The sequence below is a fragment of the Heyndrickxia coagulans 36D1 genome (genome assembly GCF_000169195.2).
GTDB classification, from domain to species: domain Bacteria; phylum Bacillota; class Bacilli; order Bacillales; family Bacillaceae_C; genus Weizmannia; species Weizmannia faecalis.
This window is the reverse complement of sequence record NC_016023.1, coordinates 154,087-170,583: the sequence shown is the minus strand read 5'-3', so window position 1 is coordinate 170,583 and position 16,497 is coordinate 154,087. Positions and strand designations below refer to the sequence as shown.

17 protein-coding genes and 1 other annotated feature (1 of these 18 only partly in view) are annotated in these 16,497 nt (G+C 48.2%); of the genes, 15 read left to right on the top strand and 2 right to left on the bottom strand.

Features of this window, described 5'->3' with window-relative positions:
- The first annotated feature begins 61 nt into the window (after positions 1 to 61).
- From spoVE to spoIIGA, 6 genes are all read left to right on the top strand, one after another.
- On the top strand, positions 62 to 1,162 hold the full coding sequence (gene spoVE, locus BCOA_RS18025; RefSeq protein WP_014095561.1) for a stage V sporulation protein E: 1,101 nt from the start codon (positions 62 to 64) through the stop codon (positions 1,160 to 1,162).
- A 181-nt stretch (positions 1,163 to 1,343) separates the two neighbouring features.
- Positions 1,344 to 2,447, top strand: a complete 1,104-nt coding sequence (gene murG / locus BCOA_RS18020; RefSeq protein ID WP_014095560.1) for an undecaprenyldiphospho-muramoylpentapeptide beta-N-acetylglucosaminyltransferase — start codon at positions 1,344 to 1,346, stop codon at positions 2,445 to 2,447.
- A gap of 28 nt (positions 2,448 to 2,475) precedes the next feature.
- A complete protein-coding gene (locus BCOA_RS18015; RefSeq protein ID WP_014095559.1) occupies positions 2,476 to 3,231 on the top strand; it encodes a cell division protein FtsQ/DivIB in 756 nt (251 codons plus the stop codon).
- Positions 3,232 to 3,550: 319 nt separating this feature from the next.
- The gene (ftsA, locus tag BCOA_RS18010; RefSeq protein WP_014095558.1) at positions 3,551 to 4,840 is read left to right on the top strand and encodes a cell division protein FtsA; all 1,290 of its coding nucleotides are present in this window, start codon (positions 3,551 to 3,553) and stop codon (positions 4,838 to 4,840) included.
- Between the two features lie 88 nt (positions 4,841 to 4,928).
- Positions 4,929 to 6,062: a cell division protein FtsZ gene (gene ftsZ / locus BCOA_RS18005; protein ID WP_014095557.1), complete on the top strand. Its 1,134-nt coding sequence runs from the start codon at positions 4,929 to 4,931 to the stop codon at positions 6,060 to 6,062.
- A gap of 594 nt (positions 6,063 to 6,656) precedes the next feature.
- Positions 6,657 to 7,583, top strand: coding sequence for a sigma-E processing peptidase SpoIIGA (gene spoIIGA, locus BCOA_RS18000; RefSeq protein ID WP_014095556.1), 927 nt, complete (start codon positions 6,657 to 6,659; stop codon positions 7,581 to 7,583).
- A gap of 169 nt (positions 7,584 to 7,752) precedes the next feature.
- Here spoIIGA and BCOA_RS17995 read toward each other — a convergent pair whose 3' ends face one another.
- Positions 7,753 to 8,976 (bottom strand): IS110 family transposase, encoded by a 1,224-nt coding sequence (locus tag BCOA_RS17995; protein ID WP_014095555.1) that lies wholly within the window; start codon positions 8,974 to 8,976, stop codon positions 7,753 to 7,755.
- A gap of 410 nt (positions 8,977 to 9,386) precedes the next feature.
- On the opposite strand from BCOA_RS17995, the gene sigE reads away from it, so the two are divergent.
- The 3 genes from sigE to BCOA_RS17980 all read left to right on the top strand — a co-directional run bounded on the left by sigE (position 9,387) and on the right by BCOA_RS17980 (position 11,792).
- Positions 9,387 to 10,106: an RNA polymerase sporulation sigma factor SigE gene (gene sigE / locus BCOA_RS17990; protein ID WP_014095554.1), complete on the top strand. Its 720-nt coding sequence runs from the start codon at positions 9,387 to 9,389 to the stop codon at positions 10,104 to 10,106.
- 155 nt (positions 10,107 to 10,261) lie between these two features.
- Positions 10,262 to 11,038, top strand: a complete 777-nt coding sequence (sigG, locus tag BCOA_RS17985) for an RNA polymerase sporulation sigma factor SigG (RefSeq protein ID WP_014095553.1) — start codon at positions 10,262 to 10,264, stop codon at positions 11,036 to 11,038.
- A gap of 475 nt (positions 11,039 to 11,513) precedes the next feature.
- The gene (locus BCOA_RS17980; RefSeq protein ID WP_014095552.1) at positions 11,514 to 11,792 is read left to right on the top strand and encodes a YlmC/YmxH family sporulation protein; all 279 of its coding nucleotides are present in this window, start codon (positions 11,514 to 11,516) and stop codon (positions 11,790 to 11,792) included.
- Positions 11,793 to 11,833: 41 nt separating this feature from the next.
- Here BCOA_RS17980 and BCOA_RS17975 read toward each other — a convergent pair whose 3' ends face one another.
- A complete protein-coding gene (locus BCOA_RS17975; protein ID WP_014095551.1) occupies positions 11,834 to 12,370 on the bottom strand; it encodes a 3D domain-containing protein in 537 nt (178 codons plus the stop codon).
- A 275-nt stretch (positions 12,371 to 12,645) separates the two neighbouring features.
- Here BCOA_RS17975 and pgeF point away from each other — a divergent pair, with 275 nt between their 5' ends.
- From pgeF to BCOA_RS17945, 6 genes are all read left to right on the top strand, one after another.
- A complete protein-coding gene (pgeF, locus tag BCOA_RS17970; RefSeq protein WP_014095550.1) occupies positions 12,646 to 13,470 on the top strand; it encodes a peptidoglycan editing factor PgeF in 825 nt (274 codons plus the stop codon).
- The gene (locus BCOA_RS17965; RefSeq protein ID WP_014095549.1) at positions 13,467 to 14,144 is read left to right on the top strand and encodes a YggS family pyridoxal phosphate-dependent enzyme; all 678 of its coding nucleotides are present in this window, start codon (positions 13,467 to 13,469) and stop codon (positions 14,142 to 14,144) included. The genes pgeF and BCOA_RS17965 overlap by 4 nt, the downstream gene beginning before the upstream one ends.
- A gap of 26 nt (positions 14,145 to 14,170) precedes the next feature.
- Positions 14,171 to 14,620 carry a cell division protein SepF gene (locus tag BCOA_RS17960; protein WP_013858990.1) on the top strand — a complete coding sequence of 150 codons (450 nt, stop codon included), beginning with the start codon at positions 14,171 to 14,173 and terminating at the stop codon, positions 14,618 to 14,620.
- A gap of 5 nt (positions 14,621 to 14,625) precedes the next feature.
- Positions 14,626 to 14,898, top strand: a complete 273-nt coding sequence (locus tag BCOA_RS17955) for a YggT family protein (RefSeq protein WP_014095548.1) — start codon at positions 14,626 to 14,628, stop codon at positions 14,896 to 14,898.
- Positions 14,899 to 14,958: 60 nt separating this feature from the next.
- Positions 14,959 to 15,735 carry a YlmH family RNA-binding protein gene (locus tag BCOA_RS17950; protein WP_014095547.1) on the top strand — a complete coding sequence of 259 codons (777 nt, stop codon included), beginning with the start codon at positions 14,959 to 14,961 and terminating at the stop codon, positions 15,733 to 15,735.
- Positions 15,736 to 15,842: 107 nt separating this feature from the next.
- Entirely contained in the window at positions 15,843 to 16,358 is a 516-nt protein-coding gene (locus BCOA_RS17945) for a DivIVA domain-containing protein (protein WP_014095546.1), read from the top strand.
- Between the two features lie 49 nt (positions 16,359 to 16,407).
- Positions 16,408 to 16,497: a binding site (T-box leader), on the top strand; it runs 131 nt beyond the window's last position.

The window sequence follows — 16,497 nt, the reverse complement described above, 5'->3', positions numbered from 1 at the left end:
TAGCCGGTGCGGGTTACCGGTTTTTGCGGGAAGTTCTAAATCTTTTCTGGGGTGGGCGCGGATGCCGTCGAAAAAAACGAATCCCGATTTTTTATTAATCATTGTGACCGTGGCGCTGCTTGCAACCGGGCTTCTGATGGTGTTCAGCGCGAGCGAAATCGTGGCGGAATACAAATTTAACGATGCATTTTATTTTTTGAAGCGGCAGCTGCTTTTTGCCGGGCTCGGCGTGGCAGCGATGTTTTTCGTGATGCGCATTGATTACTGGACGTGGCGGGCATGGGCGAAAACGATCCTGGTCATCTGTTTTGTGCTGCTCGTCCTTGTTTTGATTCCCGGCATCGGGCTTGAACGGAACGGGTCGCGGAGCTGGATCGGGGTCGGCGCATTTTCCATCCAGCCTTCTGAATTCATTAAAATGGCGCTGATCGCGTATTTGGCAAAATTTTTATCGGAGAACCAGAAATACATTACGACTTTTAAAAAAGGCATGCTCCCGGCGCTGGCGCTCGTTTTTGTTGCTTTCGGGATGATTATGCTGCAGCCGGACCTTGGAACGGGAACGGTGATGCTTGGGACATGCATCATCATGATTTTTGTTTCCGGCGCCCGCATTGCCCATTTTGTCATGCTCGGGCTCCTTGGAGTGGGCGGTTTTGTCGCTCTTGTTTTATCGGCTCCATACCGGATTGCACGGATCACCTCTTTCCTTGATCCATGGTCCGATCCGCAGGGGAAAGGATTTCAAATTATCCAGTCGCTCCTTGCGATCGGTCCAGGCGGCCTGTTCGGCATGGGGCTTGGGGAGAGCAAACAAAAATTCCACTATCTGCCGGAACCGCAAAATGATTTTATCTTTGCCATTCTTTCCGAGGAGCTCGGTTTTATCGGCGGGACTTTTGTCCTGATTTTGTTTGCGCTATTGCTCTGGCGCGGCATCCGGATCGCACTTGGCGCACCCGATCTGTACGGAAGCCTGCTCGCAGTCGGCATTATTTCCATGATCGCGATCCAGGTGATGATCAATATCAGCGTTGTCATCGGCCTGATCCCGGTTACAGGCATTACGCTTCCGTTCATCAGTTACGGCGGCTCTTCTTTGACGTTGATGCTTGTCTCAGTCGGCGTGCTCTTAAACATCAGCCGCCATTCCCGGCTGTAACGGAAGGAGAACCTCATAAAGGGGTTCTTTTTTCGTTTGACAACAAGTTAACATTTTGGTAATAATCGTTTTACTGTGCACCCATTGTCGTTTAAAATATAGTAATATAGAAAAATGAATGTTTCAAACATCATATATTGATACCCGTGCAACCTAGCACGGCGTCCTGAGGTGGAAAAACATGAAAATCATTGTCAGCGGGGGCGGAACAGGCGGGCATATTTATCCGGCCCTGGCATTGATCAGAACGATCAAACAGAAACATCCTGACACGGAATGTTTGTATATTGGCACGGAAAAAGGGCTCGAATCCCGGCTTGTGCCGCGGGAAAACATTCCGTTCAAATCGATTCATATTACGGGGTTTAAACGCTCCCTTTCGTTTGAAAATGTCAAAACGGTTGTCCGCTTTCTAAAAGGGGTAAGCCGGTGCAAAAAAATCATCCGCGAATTCAAGCCGGATGTGGTCATCGGAACAGGCGGGTATGTATGCGGTCCGGTTGTCTACGCTGCCGCCAAACTGCACATCCCGACCATCATTCACGAACAAAACAGCGTGCCGGGGCTGACGAATAAATTTTTAAGCCGGTACGTTGACAAAGTGGCCATTTGCTTTGAATCTGCAAAATCTTTTTTTGATGAGAAAAAAGTGGTGCTGACCGGCAATCCGCGCGCATCGGAAGTGATCGGGGACAAAAGGCGCGGCGTCCTTTCCGGTTTCAACCTGAAAACAACGCTTCCAACCGTTCTCATTTTCGGCGGGAGCCGCGGGGCACGCCCGATTAATGAAGCGGTTGTGAAATCTTTTTCCAATTTTGCACAAAAAAATTACCAGGTCATTTATGCGACAGGGGATGTGCATTATGAGGCCGTCAAAAAAGAAATTGCATTGATCGGCGAAAAAGGAAATATCAAGGTGGTACCGTTTATCCACAATATGCCGGAAGTGTTGCGAGCGGTGGATCTTGTCGTCTCAAGGGCAGGGGCAACCACATTGGCCGAACTGACGGCGCTCGGTTTGCCAAGTATCTTAATCCCGAGCCCTTATGTGACAAACAATCACCAGGAAAAAAACGCGAAAACACTCGTGGAAAACGGCGCAGCTTTTATGCTGCTTGAAAAAGATTTATCTTCCGCAAAGCTCGTATCCTTGATTGATAAAATTTTGCTGGATCGGGAACAGATGGAGAAAATGCAGGCGGCCGCCCGCAAGCTCGGTATTCGTGACGCTTCATGGCGGCTTTATGAAGTGATGGAAAATCTGGCCGCAAAAGCCAAATCGTGATGCGGCAAATAAAAAAGGGAGGAACAAAATGGCGCGGTCTGACAAAAACATCGTTTCGCTGGAAGACCGGATCCCGAAATTAAAGCAGCAGCGCCGCCGAAAAACGAACCGGCGGCTCATCATGCTGCTGACGGTTTTTTTTATGCTGGTGATGCTGATCATCTACCTCGAGTCCCCGCTGAGCCGCGTCCACCGCATTCAGATAGAGGGAAATGAGGCGGTCAGCAAGCCGTACATTTTGAAAAAAAGCGGCATTGCCACGGGTGAGAATATATGGAATATCCGTAAAGACGCAGTCCGGAAAAGAATCGCATCCATCCCTGAAGTTGATTCGGTGAAAGTGGGCATTTCCTTGCCGAATACGCTTTACATAAAAGTGAAAGAGCATCAAAAAATCGGGTATTTACAGCAGAAAGGCGGTTTTTTGCCGGTTTTGGATAACGGTTCGGTCGTCAAAAGAACGGTGAAAGAAATTCCGGCCGCAAGCCTGATATTTACCGGTTTCAAACAGGATACGCATTTGCATGAAATGATCCGCCAGATGCAAAAATTGCCGGATTCGATCACAAATGCCATTTCGGAAGTCCGCTATACCCCTTCAAACGTTGACCGTGACCTTGTCACCCTGTACATGAATAACGGTTTTGAAGTGCGCGCAAGCATTCCGTCGTTCGCAGAAAAGATGGCGCATTACCCTTCGATCATCAGTCAGCTTGACCCGAAGAAAAAAGGTGTGATTGACCTCGAAGTCGGTTCGTATTTTAAAGCTTACGATTCGAAGTAGACATGAAAAAATTTCGCTTTTCTCCGTGTCCATCTTAGTGTAGACTTATGATGAAACCAAATTTTAGGAATTGCTATATTTTGAGACTGGAAATATTTTGATCACCAAAAGAAAATGAAAAAAGTCCGATTGAAAAAAAGGGAATTTGATTATGACGCAGAATACTTTGTTTATAATCACCTTTTTGAATGGAGGCTTCTGGCGGACTCACGGACGGAACGGCAAAAAGAGCCCGCCTCAGAAGAGACGAATTGGGAAAAATGGCGCTTTAACATAGGCGGATTGCGTTTGATCGAAAGGCAAAGGGAGGTGCCGCAGTATGAACAGCAGTGAAATATATGTGAGTCTTGACATCGGTACATCTGCCACGAAAGTCATCATTGCCGAAATGGGCAATGATTCATTAAATATTATTGGGGTTGGCAATGTCAGGTCCGAAGGCATTAAAAAAGGATCGATTGTAGATATAGATGAAACCGTCCTGTCCATCAGGCGGGCAATTGAACAAGCGGAAAGAATGGTCGGCATGAAAATTGACCACGTGATCGTCGGCATTGCCAGCAATCATGTGATGCTGCAGCCGTGCCACGGGGTGGTGGCGGTCCAGAGCGAGAACCGGGAAATTACGGATGGGGATGTACAAAGAGTGATGGATGCGGCGCAAGTGCTTTCTATTCCTCCCGAAAGAGAGATTGTGAATGTCATTCCGAAGCAATTCATTGTGGACGGTTTGGATGAAATACATGATCCTCGCGGGATGATCGGTGTCAGATTGGAAATGGAAGGCATCATTGTCACGACTTCCAAAACGATCTTACATAATACATTGCGCTGTGTTGAAAAGGCCGGCCTGACCATCGCGGAAATTGTTCTCATGCCGCTTGCAGCCGGTGCCATTGCGCTGTCAAAAGATGAAATGGAACTCGGGACGGCACTCGTTGACATCGGCGGCGGGTCGACGACGCTGGCTGTTTTTGAAAACGGCCATATCCGGACAACGAGCGTGCTGCCCGTCGGCGGGGACCATATCACAAAAGATTTGTCCATCTGTCTAAGGGCTTCAACGGAAGATGCGGAAAAAATCAAACTGAAGCACGGGCACGCGTTCAGCCAGGATGCGCTCGAAGACGATGTTTTTGATGTACAGATCATCGGCAGTGAACAAAAAGAACAATTTAACCAATTACAAATTTCTGATATTATAGAAGCTAGATTAGAAGAAATCTTTTTGTTTATCCAGCAGGAACTGAGGAAGATCGGCGTCCATGATTTGCCGGGCGGGATTGTGCTGACAGGGGGCACTGCAAATATGCCCGGTGTACCGGAGCTTGCAGAAACGGTCTTTCAAAACCGCGTAAGAGTTGCCATTCCGGATTATATCGGTGTCCGTGAGCCGCAATATACGACGGCGGTCGGCCTGATCCAGTACGCTGCGAAAAATGCGCGGCTGGAAGGGAAAAATGTCAGCTCCCGCCTGGTGGCAGCCGGAATGGAGTATGCGGAACCGAAACCGGCGAAAAAGCCGCAGTCCAAACCAAAACAAGCTTCCGGTCAGGAAGAAAAAATGTCATCGAAAATGAAAAAATTCTTTGGTTTGTTTTTCGAATAGCCTGCCGGCATCATGTGCGAAAAAACCGGAGCCCGTCCGGCAGCAGGACCGGGATAAGATACGCAATACGAATTAGGAGGATTAGTGAATGTTAGAGTTCGATACCAATGTAGACGCTTTGGCAACGATAAAAGTTATCGGCGTTGGCGGCGGCGGCAACAATGCCGTGAACCGTATGATTGAACATGATCTGCAGGGCGTTGAATTTATTGCCGTAAACACGGATGCCCAGGCATTAAACCTTTCCAAAGCTGAAATTAAAATGCAAATTGGCGCAAAATTAACGCGTGGCCTCGGTGCCGGCGCAAATCCGGAAGTCGGGCGGAAAGCGGCCGAAGAAAGCAAAGAACAAATTGAAGAAGCGTTAAAGGGTGCGGATATGGTGTTCGTGACAGCCGGGATGGGCGGCGGCACCGGAACAGGGGCGGCGCCGGTCATTGCCCATATCGCAAAGGAACTCGGGGCGCTGACGGTCGGTGTGGTTACAAGGCCGTTCACATTCGAAGGCCGCAAACGGGCAAACCAGGCGGCCGGCGGCATCAGTGCCATGAAAGAAGCGGTCGATACGCTGATCGTGATCCCGAATGACCGCCTGCTGGAAATTGTCGATAAAAGCACACCGATGCTAGAAGCATTCCGGGAAGCGGATAATGTGCTGCGCCAGGGCGTACAAGGGATTTCCGACCTGATCGCGGTACCGGGCCTGATCAACCTGGATTTTGCGGATGTCAAAACAATTATGACCAATAAAGGTTCAGCATTGATGGGAATCGGGATCGCTTCCGGGGAAAATCGTGCGACAGAGGCGGCAAAAAAAGCCATTTCGTCGCCGCTGCTTGAAACGTCTATTGACGGTGCACAAGGCGTGCTGATGAACATTACCGGCAGCGCAAATTTAAGTTTGTATGAAGTGCAGGAAGCGGCCGATATTGTCGCCTCCGCATCAGACCAGGAAGTCAATATGATTTTCGGGTCCGTTATCAATGAAAGCCTGAAGGACGAAATCGTGGTTACGGTCATTGCAACCGGCTTTAATGAAGAAGCGCAGACCCAGAGCAAGCAGCGCCCGTCGCTCGGACAATCAAGGCCGGCCTTGAACCAACAGGCAAAACGCGAAACAAAGCGTGAAGAACCCCAGTCTGAACCGCAACGCGCCGTTCAGTACAGTGAAGATACACTTGATATTCCGACTTTTTTGCGAAACCGGAACAGAAGAAAATAATGAAAGAGCCCGTCTCTGCTTTCCAGGCCATTGCCTGAAAGCAAAGATGGGCTCTTTTGCGTTTGAAAATTTTTTAAACCCGTTTTGGATTTGCAGATGTTGTCTGCTTATCCAGCCGGGTTTTTTCTTTTCGGTGAATACCGGTGTGACAGCGGGACTATCCGGCAAGCACGCTTGACACTTTTCGGCTAAAAAAATGAAAAGTTCTGTTTTTTTGCCAGCAGAAACTGACACACTTTAATACTCCGGGTGCGTTATACTAGCCATAAATCAAATCAAGAAGGACAGATGCAGCAATCGAGCAAAGCGGTCCGCCTGGAAACCGGAACATGCCGGAACTGCGCGGACCGGTTTGCGCCATGATTCATTCACCGGATTGGCGTTCTTAAAGCCGCAGCAGATGCACCTTTCAGCAACAATCACCGGGTAAAGCCTTAGTCGATGTACCTTTCAACAACGTTACCGGGTTAGTATACGAAAACCGGCACAGGATGCATTGCGGCAAGCATTCCGCAGCCTCGGGCACGCGGCCCGGGCAAAAGCGGCCGTTTTGGCGGGACGGCTGCGGATTCATTTGAGGCGGAGACAGGGGGGATGCGTTTGGTTGTATATATGGATGCCATCTGGCTTTTGAATTTTCTTGCCGACAGCCTGCTGTTGTGGCTGACAAGCATTGCCTTAAAACGGCCGGCCCGCCTGCTCCGGATTCTTGCAGGCGGGCTCATCGGTTCAGCGATCATCATCATGGGCTTTATGCCGCAGCTTTCTTATTATGCCGGTAATCCGGTTGTAAAGCTGCTTTTTTCCGGCATCATGGTATTTGCAGTTTTCGGCTATAAGCGGTGGCGCTATTTTTTTTCAAATCTCCTAACCTTTTATTTTGCCACGTTTCTGATGGGCGGCATTTTAATGGGGGCCCACTACTTTTTAAGCTTTCACTTCGACATGCAGGTGAAAATGCTTAAAGCTGCGGCGGGGGGATTTGGCGACCCGGTCAGCTGGGCGTTTGTTGCGCTCGGTCTTCCGGCGGCATGGCTGTTTTCAAAGAACCGGATTCAGGGGCTTGAAATGGCGAAAATCAAGTATGACCAGCTTGTCGATGTTTATATTCGCATCGGGGAAAGTGATTTTACAGTAAAAGGGCTGGTGGATAGCGGCAACCAGTTATATGATCCGCTGACAAAGCTGCCAGTGATGATCCTTTCCATCCTGCCCGTCCGTGAGCATCTCCCCGAAGAAATTGCGGTGCTTGCGGAAGATGCGACCCGTCTTTTGAACGGAAGTGCTACACTTCCTGACGAATGGGCCGGCCGCGTCCGGTTCATCCCGGCAAAAACAGTCGGGAAACAATCGCTTCTTTTAGCGTACAAGCCGGATGAGGTACAACTGACGAGCGGAAACCGGACATGGCCTGTAAAAAAAGTGCTGATTTCTTTTTCGGCACAATGTTTATCCGGGGATGATGCATTCAGCTGCATTGTTCACCCGCAAATGATGGCAGAAGCTGCGCAATCCGCCTGATGGTGACTTTAAAGTCCTACGGTGTGATGTCAAGGGTTAAAAACAAGTGAATTGGAAATTTTGTTGGCTCTATGTCGTAAAAATGGCAATACTGAACTAAGCCTCCAGATAATTGGAATAATCTGGAAGTTTTCAAGTTCAGGCTATCGATGATGGTTACCTGGTTACCTCATCGCGTCACCTTCTTTTTCGGCGCATAAATTTGATCGTTGCGGAGCAGCGCATCGATCAGGCGCACCAGTTTTCTTGCCGTTAAGACGAGGGCGCGTTTGTGTGAGTGCTTATGCACCTCACGATATTTCTTTTGGTAAAAGGCGCGGTACTCAGGTTCGTGTCGCCGGACCAGATTGGCAGCCTCAACCAGGTAATACCGGAGATAACGATTGCCTGTACGCGCAAGCATTTTGTCATCAGCCTCAAAATCACCCGATTGGTGGCGGGGCCAGAACAATCCAGCAAATTTTGCGATCGCGGCTTGGTCGTCAAAGCGCTCAATGTCGCCGATTTCAGCGAGAATCCCAGCACAGCTCACCGGGCCTATTCCCGGAATGGTCTGGAGGGTATTCGGGATTCCATCAAGAACGCGGGCAATCGCCTTATCCAAATCCTTGATTTGGCGTTTAAGATGCCGGATGATCTCAATAGAACTGCCCAGGACCAAGTCAATCGAATCCTCCACACATTTAGAAAGCCGGTAAGAGGACCGGGCAGCTTTTTGGATGGATGCGGCCAAATCCTTGGGATCGCTAAAGCGGCCATGGCCTTTGGTCTGGAGATACATCGCTAAGTCCTCCAGAGGCATTTGGGCAATTTCATCGAGGCTATAGGCCTCAAGCAAAAATTCCGTTATGGCATGGCCGAAGACCGGTGTATCCACTTCAAGGTTAAAGGCACTGAATTTGAAAAACAGATGATTCAAAAATACCTGTTGTTCCCGGGTTAAACTTTGAATCAGGTGATAGCGCATCCGTGTTAACCGTTGAAGGGCAAGGTATTGTTCTGACTGAATCACGGATTTCGGCAATCTCCCGAAACGCAAGCGGTCCGCAATTACCCAGGCATCTTTGGGATCGGTCTTGTCCATCTCGGCATAAGCCTTTTTGAAATTTCTCACCAGCTTCGGATTCAGGGTAAACACCTTTGTACGACGCTGTTTCAGCTCGGGATCTTCATGGAAAAACATTGCCGGGTGCCAACTATACACAGATGTGGCCTCCATGGCGATCTGGATGGTGTCATCCGCCTCCGCATGTTGGAGGATGGCGTCTCTTAACTCAGAGGCACCGGGAAGATTGTTTGTCACCGTTTGGGTGGCCAACGTTTCCCCCATTCCATCCATCAGGCAGGCATCGAGGTTTTTGGAGCTCACGTCAATACCGACAAATAAGGGCATATGATTTCCTCCTCTCTGTATTGGGATCGATGGAATCGGACGCTTCGGGATATCCCCAGATGGCTTGCCGATCTGTCAGCCTCGCGTATGAGAACTCATCCGGGCCGTGGGCTGCCTGGAACTGCTCATTTCCAGCACGGAGATCCGGAGGAACGGCCTACGGGTTAGACGTTCAAGCAAGAACCTGGGGATGCAGACTTTTCGAGTAGTCAGGCTACAAGGAGGGGAAGCATTGACCCAAACGATCCTAAGACCATTATCCGGGAACATCGCGAAGCGTCCAAGTCCGAACTTGTATTCCGGGCGAGCCCGGAATACAAAATCTTATATTCACTTGTCAATGAGCAGCAGAATGAACTGGAAATTGACATCCACTTTGGATTTAAACTTATTATACGAGGAGGATGAATATGAAACATTTACGGTTAAAACTCGCTTATTTTTGGTACAAACTCCTATTCAAGCTCGGGCTGAAAGCGGATGAAATTTATTATATCGGCGGGAATGAAGCCCTGCCGCCCCCGCTTTCCAAAGAAGAAGAAGAAATGCTGTTAAAAAAACTGCCGGCAGGGGATAAGGCAGCACGTTCGATCCTTATCGAACGCAACTTGCGCCTTGTCGTTTACATTGCGCGCAAATTTGAAAACACCGGCATCAATATCGAAGACTTAATCAGCATCGGCACAATCGGCCTCATTAAAGCCGTGAATACGTTTAATCCGGAAAAGAAGATCAAACTGGCGACTTACGCTTCCCGCTGTATTGAAAATGAAATTTTGATGTATTTAAGGCGGAACAATAAGCTCCGGTCCGAAGTTTCGTTTGATGAACCGCTAAATATCGATTGGGACGGCAATGAACTGCTGCTTTCGGATGTGCTCGGCACGGATGATGATATCATTACAAGGGATCTTGAAGCGAACGTCGATAAAAAATTACTTTACAGCGCCCTGCACCGTTTGTCGGATCGGGAAAAGCAGATTATGGAATTGCGTTTCGGCCTTAAAGGGCAGGAAGAGAAAACACAAAAAGATGTTGCCGATATGCTTGGTATTTCCCAGTCCTATATTTCGCGGCTTGAGAAAAGAATTATTAAAAGATTGCGTAAAGAATTCAATAAAATGGTATAGCAGGAAAATTTGCAGGCGGGCGGGAAGCAGGAACGGCAATGTCCGGGCATCTTCCGCAGGCAATTCCCGCTTTTTGCGCAGTGCATAAATTTCCCACCCGGGGAGATACTGTTTTTTGAACAGCAGCTCCTGAAGTCCTGAAGGGGGGAAAAGATTTGAAGCGCAACAAAGTGGAAATTTGCGGGGTGGATACCTCCAAGCTTCCCGTTTTGAAAAATGAGGAAATGAGGGATCTTTTAAAGAAAATGCATGCCGGCGATGCGTCTGCAAGAGAAAAGCTGGTCAATGGCAATTTACGCCTTGTGCTGAGCGTCATTCAGCGCTTTAACAACCGTGGCGAATATGTGGACGACCTGTTTCAAGTCGGCTGTATCGGACTCATGAAATCCATTGATAATTTTGATCTGAATCAAAATGTCCGCTTTTCAACGTACGCCGTGCCGATGATTATCGGCGAAATCCGGCGTTATTTACGGGATAATAATCCGATCCGCGTATCGCGCTCCTTGAGGGATATTGCTTATAAAGCCCTGCAAGTAAGGGAAAAGCTGATGAGCGCCACTTCGAAAGAACCGACAACAGAAGAAATCGCCAGAGAGCTGGATGTTCCGCACGAAGACATTGTATTTGCACTTGATGCCATTCAGGATCCCGTATCACTGTTTGAACCGATTTATAACGACGGAGGGGATCCGATTTATGTCATGGACCAGGTGAGTGACGAAAAAAACAAAGATTCGCAATGGATTGAAGAAATCGCCTTGCAAGAAGGAATGCGGCGTCTGAACGAACGGGAGAAAATGATCATCCGCAAACGGTTTTTCCAAGGAAAAACACAGATGGAAGTCGCAGAAGAAATCGGCATCTCCCAAGCCCAAGTCTCCCGCCTCGAAAAAGCAGCCATCAAACAAATGAACAAAAATATACAGTAGTAAGAAAAGCGGAGGGCGCTTGCTCGTCGGCGTATGAATTTCATAGTCCCCGAACTGAGATAAAGGAAACACGGCGAGGAACGAGCCGATGTTGACTTATCGTAGGGGAGGGGACTGGAAATTCATACGCCGACAGCGCCCGCAGCTGGACAAAGAAAAGCGGAGGCGACTGTACAGCGGCGTACGGATTTTGTAGTCTTCGACCGAGATAAAGGAAACACGATGAGCCGACAGGCGAATCGATGCCCGCTTATCGAAAGGAGAAGACGCAAAAATCCGCTAGCCGCTAGGAGCCGGAGCTGGACAATAAGAAAAGCGGAGGGCGCTTGCTCGTCGGCGTATGGATTTCCGCCCCTTTATTAAAGGGGGCTTTGAAATCCTTGTCCGGCAACGCCTCCGCTTTTCTATTCGTAAAAACCTCCCCCCGTGCATAAACTTGTATTACATGGCGGAAAGACAGCAGGGGGGAGAGCAGATGGTCCGAATTTCAGATTTTCAAGTGAAAGATGTTGTCAGCATATCGGACGGCAGAAAACTCGGAAACGTGGAAGATATTGATATCAATCTGGATAATGGCACAATTGAAAGCATCATTGTCGGCGGCTCATCGGGGAAAATGTTCGGCTTATTTGGAAAAGAGGACGAAGTGGTCATCCCGTGGAGCAACATCGTCAAAATCGGCGCCGATGTGATCCTCGTCAGGTTTAAAGAGTCGGCCTATACCCAGCAGCAGCTGCAGGAACCGAGAAAATAAGCGCGGCCTGACAAAGAAAAAAACGGCCGCGCAGCCGTTTTTTACTTATACACTTTAATTGTCACCGTTTTTCGGCCCCACTGGAGGGCTTTCTTTTTACTTGAAATAAAGACATCAATTTTTTTCCCTTTGATAGCCCCGCCGGTATCACTGGCAACAGCCATCCCGTAACCCGGAACGTACACTTTCGAACCGAGCCGGATCACCTTTGGATCGACCGCAATCACTTTTGCGGAAGGATGTCTTTTTAAGTTGAAGCCGGTCGCCGTAATCCCGCCGCCGGAACCCGCTGTATAAGCCGTTGCTTTCACCGTCATCGTGCGGTAAGAAGAAGACGAAGTCGAAACTTTTTTTGCAGGCGTTTTCGTCTGGATTTTTAGCTTCTGCTTCACCCGGATCACATTTGACCTCAAGTGGTTCCAGCTTTTCAACTGCGCCACGGTCACATGATATTTTCCGGCGATTTTATATAATGAATCTCCCGACTTCACCGTATATGTCGTTGTTGCTGCAAATGCGTGGCCCGTCCCAATAGACAACATACAAACAGTCAGTAGTGATACTAAAGTTTTCTTCAAATTCATTACCTCTGTTATGTAAGTGATTTGTTATTGATAGAATAGCAGTCTAATATAACAGAAAGGTAACATCTGTTTATTAGTTGCGTTACAAACCTGTTACATCCGGGGGATTTCCGGATGATCCCCGTTTTCAAGCTAAAAAGTAGAGAATTTTGATGAAATTTGCTATAAATAAAATCAGTACGGAAAAAAACGTATTGAATGCTAAAATCTATAGAAGACATATGGATAAAAAGGTATAATAGTACAAAAGAGAACCGGGTGAGGGTGAGATGAGAGAACCGTTTATAAAAACACAGGCCGTGTATTATACTGTCGGCGCTTGGCAAAAAAACGGGATATGTGCCGGATTTACAGTGAAAAACGGCGGCGCAAGCACAAATTTTCCCGGCAGTTTAAACCTTGCTTTCCATGTGAACGACGATCCTGAATCGGTCAGGAAAAACCGGGAGATCATTGCAAGTGCGGCCGGATTCCCTTTATCAAACTGGATCGGCGCCGAACAAACGCATGAAGACCATGTGCAACGGGTCACGCGCAAAGACGCCGGCAAGGGGGCGGCTGATTACCGTTCCTCTTTTCCGCATACGGACGGATTGTACACCGATGAAAAAGAAATATTGCTTGTGCTGGCGTTTGCGGACTGTGTGCCGGTTTTCTTTTTCGCACCGAAGTACGGGCGCGTCGGGATCGCACATGCCGGGTGGAAAGGAACCACCCGCGGGATTGCGGCTAAAATGGTTGAAAAATGGGTAAAGGATGGCGTGCCGCTTGATGAAATAGAAGTCGCCATCGGGCCGTCCATTTGCGGCGAATGCTATCTTGTTGATGACCGTGTCATCCAGGCTGTCCGCCCTTGGACTGGCAAAGAAGAAAAATTACCGTACGTGGAAAAATCACCCGGCCAGTATGCACTTGATTTAAAGCAGTTAAACAAAATCATATTACAGCAGGCAGGCATTCCGGAAAGCCGGATCGCAATCAGCAGCCTGTGCACAAGCTGTTGTGAAGAAGACTTTTTTTCGCACCGGCGCGATCACGGCGCTACCGGGAGAATGCTTGGCTTTATTGGGATAAAAGGAGCACCGGAGAAATGAAAGTATCGGAAAACCTCGCGCGCATCAACGAAAAAATTGAAAAAGCGTGCCAAAGGGCAGGAAGAAGCCGCGGGGATGTGGAAATCATTGCAGTAACGAAATATGTCACAACAGAAAGAGCAAAAGAGGCACTGGAAGCAGGCATTCAGCATTTAGGCGAGAACCGCGATGACGGTCTTCTAAAAAAATACGAGGCGCTCGGAAACCGTCCCGTCTGGCATTTTATCGGGACGCTGCAGACAAGGAAAGTCAAAAACATTATTGATAAAGTCAGCTACATACACTCTTTGGACCGTCTGAGCCTTGCAGAGGAAATCGAAAAAAGGGCGGCAAAATTGGATAAAGAAATCAATTGCTTTATTCAGGTGAATGTTTCCGGGGAAGAATCGAAACACGGGATGGCGCCCGGGCAAGTGGTGGATTTTGTCCGCAAACTGAAGGATTTTCCGCATATTCGCGTTGCGGGTCTGATGACGATGGCGCCGCTTACGGAAGATGAGGACGTCATCCGGCGCACATTCCGCGGGCTGAAACAACTGCAGCAGGACATTGAATCACTGCATTTGGATTACGCTCCGTGCCGCGAATTGTCGATGGGGATGTCCAACGACTTTGAAATTGCAGTAGAAGAAGGGGCGACTTTTGTCAGAATCGGCACTGCGCTTGTCGGATAAGGGAAAACAAACGGAGGTGTAATGGAATGGGACTGAAAACGAAATTTAAGTCATTCTTTTTGCTTGATGATGAATACGAAGACCAGGAAGAAGAAATGATGGAAAAAGAGTATGAAGAACCCGAGCAGCCCGCTGAGAAACCGGTCCGGCATGCGCGGCAAAATGTGGTCAGCCTGCAAAGCGTCCAAAAGTCTTCAAAAGTCATTCTGGTGGAACCGCGGGTATATGCCGATGCACAGGAAATTGCCGACCATTTGAAAAACAGGCGCGCGGTGGTCGTCAATTTGCAAAGCATGCCGCATGACCAGGCGAAGCGGATTGTCGATTTTCTGAGCGGAACGGTGTATGCCATTGCAGGCGATATCCAGAGAGTCGGCAGCAATATTTTTCTTTGTACGCCGGATAACGTAGAAGTTTCCGGAAAAATTTCTGAATTCCTGCAGGGACAGGAATATGACGATACGAGGTGGCCATAAACCGGATGGATCCAATTTTATTTTCAATTTTAAAGATCATTCTGCTTCTCATGAGAATTTACTCTTACATTCTCCTGATTTATATCTTTATGTCGTGGTTTAATCTCAGGGACACCGACATCGGGCGTTTGTTTGCGCGCGTTTCGGAACCTTATCTCGACCCTTTCCGCAGAATCATTCCACCGATCGGCATGATTGATATTTCTCCGATCGTCGCTTTTTTTGTCCTGGATTTGGCAAGAGCCGGCATTGCGGAAATTTTTTCATGGTTCATGTAAAAAGAGCCATTTTCAGAAAAAGGGACTGTGCAGTTCCTTTTTTTAAAAGGAGTCAGACAAATGGAATCGATTTACCAGCATTTCCGGCCGGATGAAAAGGAATTTATTGACCAGGTGCTGACCTGGAAACAATACGTGGAAGATGCGTATGCCCCTGAACTGACGGATTTTTTGGATCCGCGCATGCAGAGAATTGTCAACACGGTGATCGGAAACCACGGCGCAGTCTCTGTCCGGGCTTTTGGCGGATACAGAGAGAGTGAGCGGAAAAGAATGCTGCTTTTTCCTGACTATTTTTCTCCGGATGAGGACGACTTCCATCTTGCCTTATTCGAAGTCCATTACCCTGCCAAATTTGTTTCCTTTGAACATAAACATGTGCTTGGTTCGCTGATGGCGCTCGGCCTGAAACGCGAAAAATTCGGGGATATTTTAATCGGGGAAGGGCGCATTCAGTTTTTCGTGGCAGCGGAACTTTCGGACTTTATTCAAATGGAATTCCGGCAAATTGGAAAAACGCCGGTTACCCTTACGAAAATGCAGTTGGGCGAGGCCATCGGGCAACAGCAACGCTGGCTTGAAAAACAGGCCACCGTCAGTTCGCTCCGCCTTGATGCGATTTTATCCGCCGTTTACAATATTTCAAGGCAAAAAACGCGGGCGCTGATTGAGCACGGGCTTGTAAAAGTGAACTGGAAAACAGTGGAAGATCCGGCATTCCAGTGCGAGGAAGGTGATACTTTTTCAGCTAGGGGGTACGGGAGAAGCCGGCTCATCCGCGTGGAAGGCAAAACGAAGAAAGAAAAGTGGCGAATGGTGGCAGGGATTTTAAAATAATTTGATGGATTAGCAGGATTTTCCCAAAAAATCGTCGAATTCCATTATAATATAAAAAAGAAGGGGAATCTTGCAATCGAAAGGCAAATTGAACAGGAGGTGGCCACATGCCTTTAACGCCTTTAGATATACATAATAAGGAGTTCAGCAAAGGGTTTCGCGGCTATGATGAAGATGAAGTAAATGAATTTCTTGACCAGCTGATCAAAGATTATGAAATGCTGATCCGCGAAAAGAAAAACCTGGAAGATAAGGTGGCATCATTAAACGAACGCCTGAGCCATTTTACTTCCATTGAGGAAACTTTAAATAAATCGATTGTTGTTGCCCAGGAAGCGGCGGAAGAAGTCAAGGGCAATGCCCAGAAAGAAGCGAAACTGATCATCCGCGAGGCGGAAAAAAATGCCGATCGGATTGTCAATGAAGCCCTTTCGAAAGCAAGAAAAATTGCGCTCGAAATCGAAGAGCTGAAAAAACAGTCGAAAGTCTTCCGGACGCGCTTTAAAATGCTGATTGAGGCGCAGCTTGACCTGATTGATAGCGACGATTGGGAAAAGCTGATGGAATTTGAAGTCGATGCTACGGAGTTTGAACTGGAAGAAGAAGAAGCAAATCAAACTTGACGAATCCGAACACGGTCCACTATAATGGAATACATTCAATACTGTATACGAAAAAACGATGACAGGGCAGTAGGGTTGTGAAAGCTTTCCAAGCGAACCGGGGACAGTGCGAGCCCGGCAAAGCGCGCAGCCTGAACAT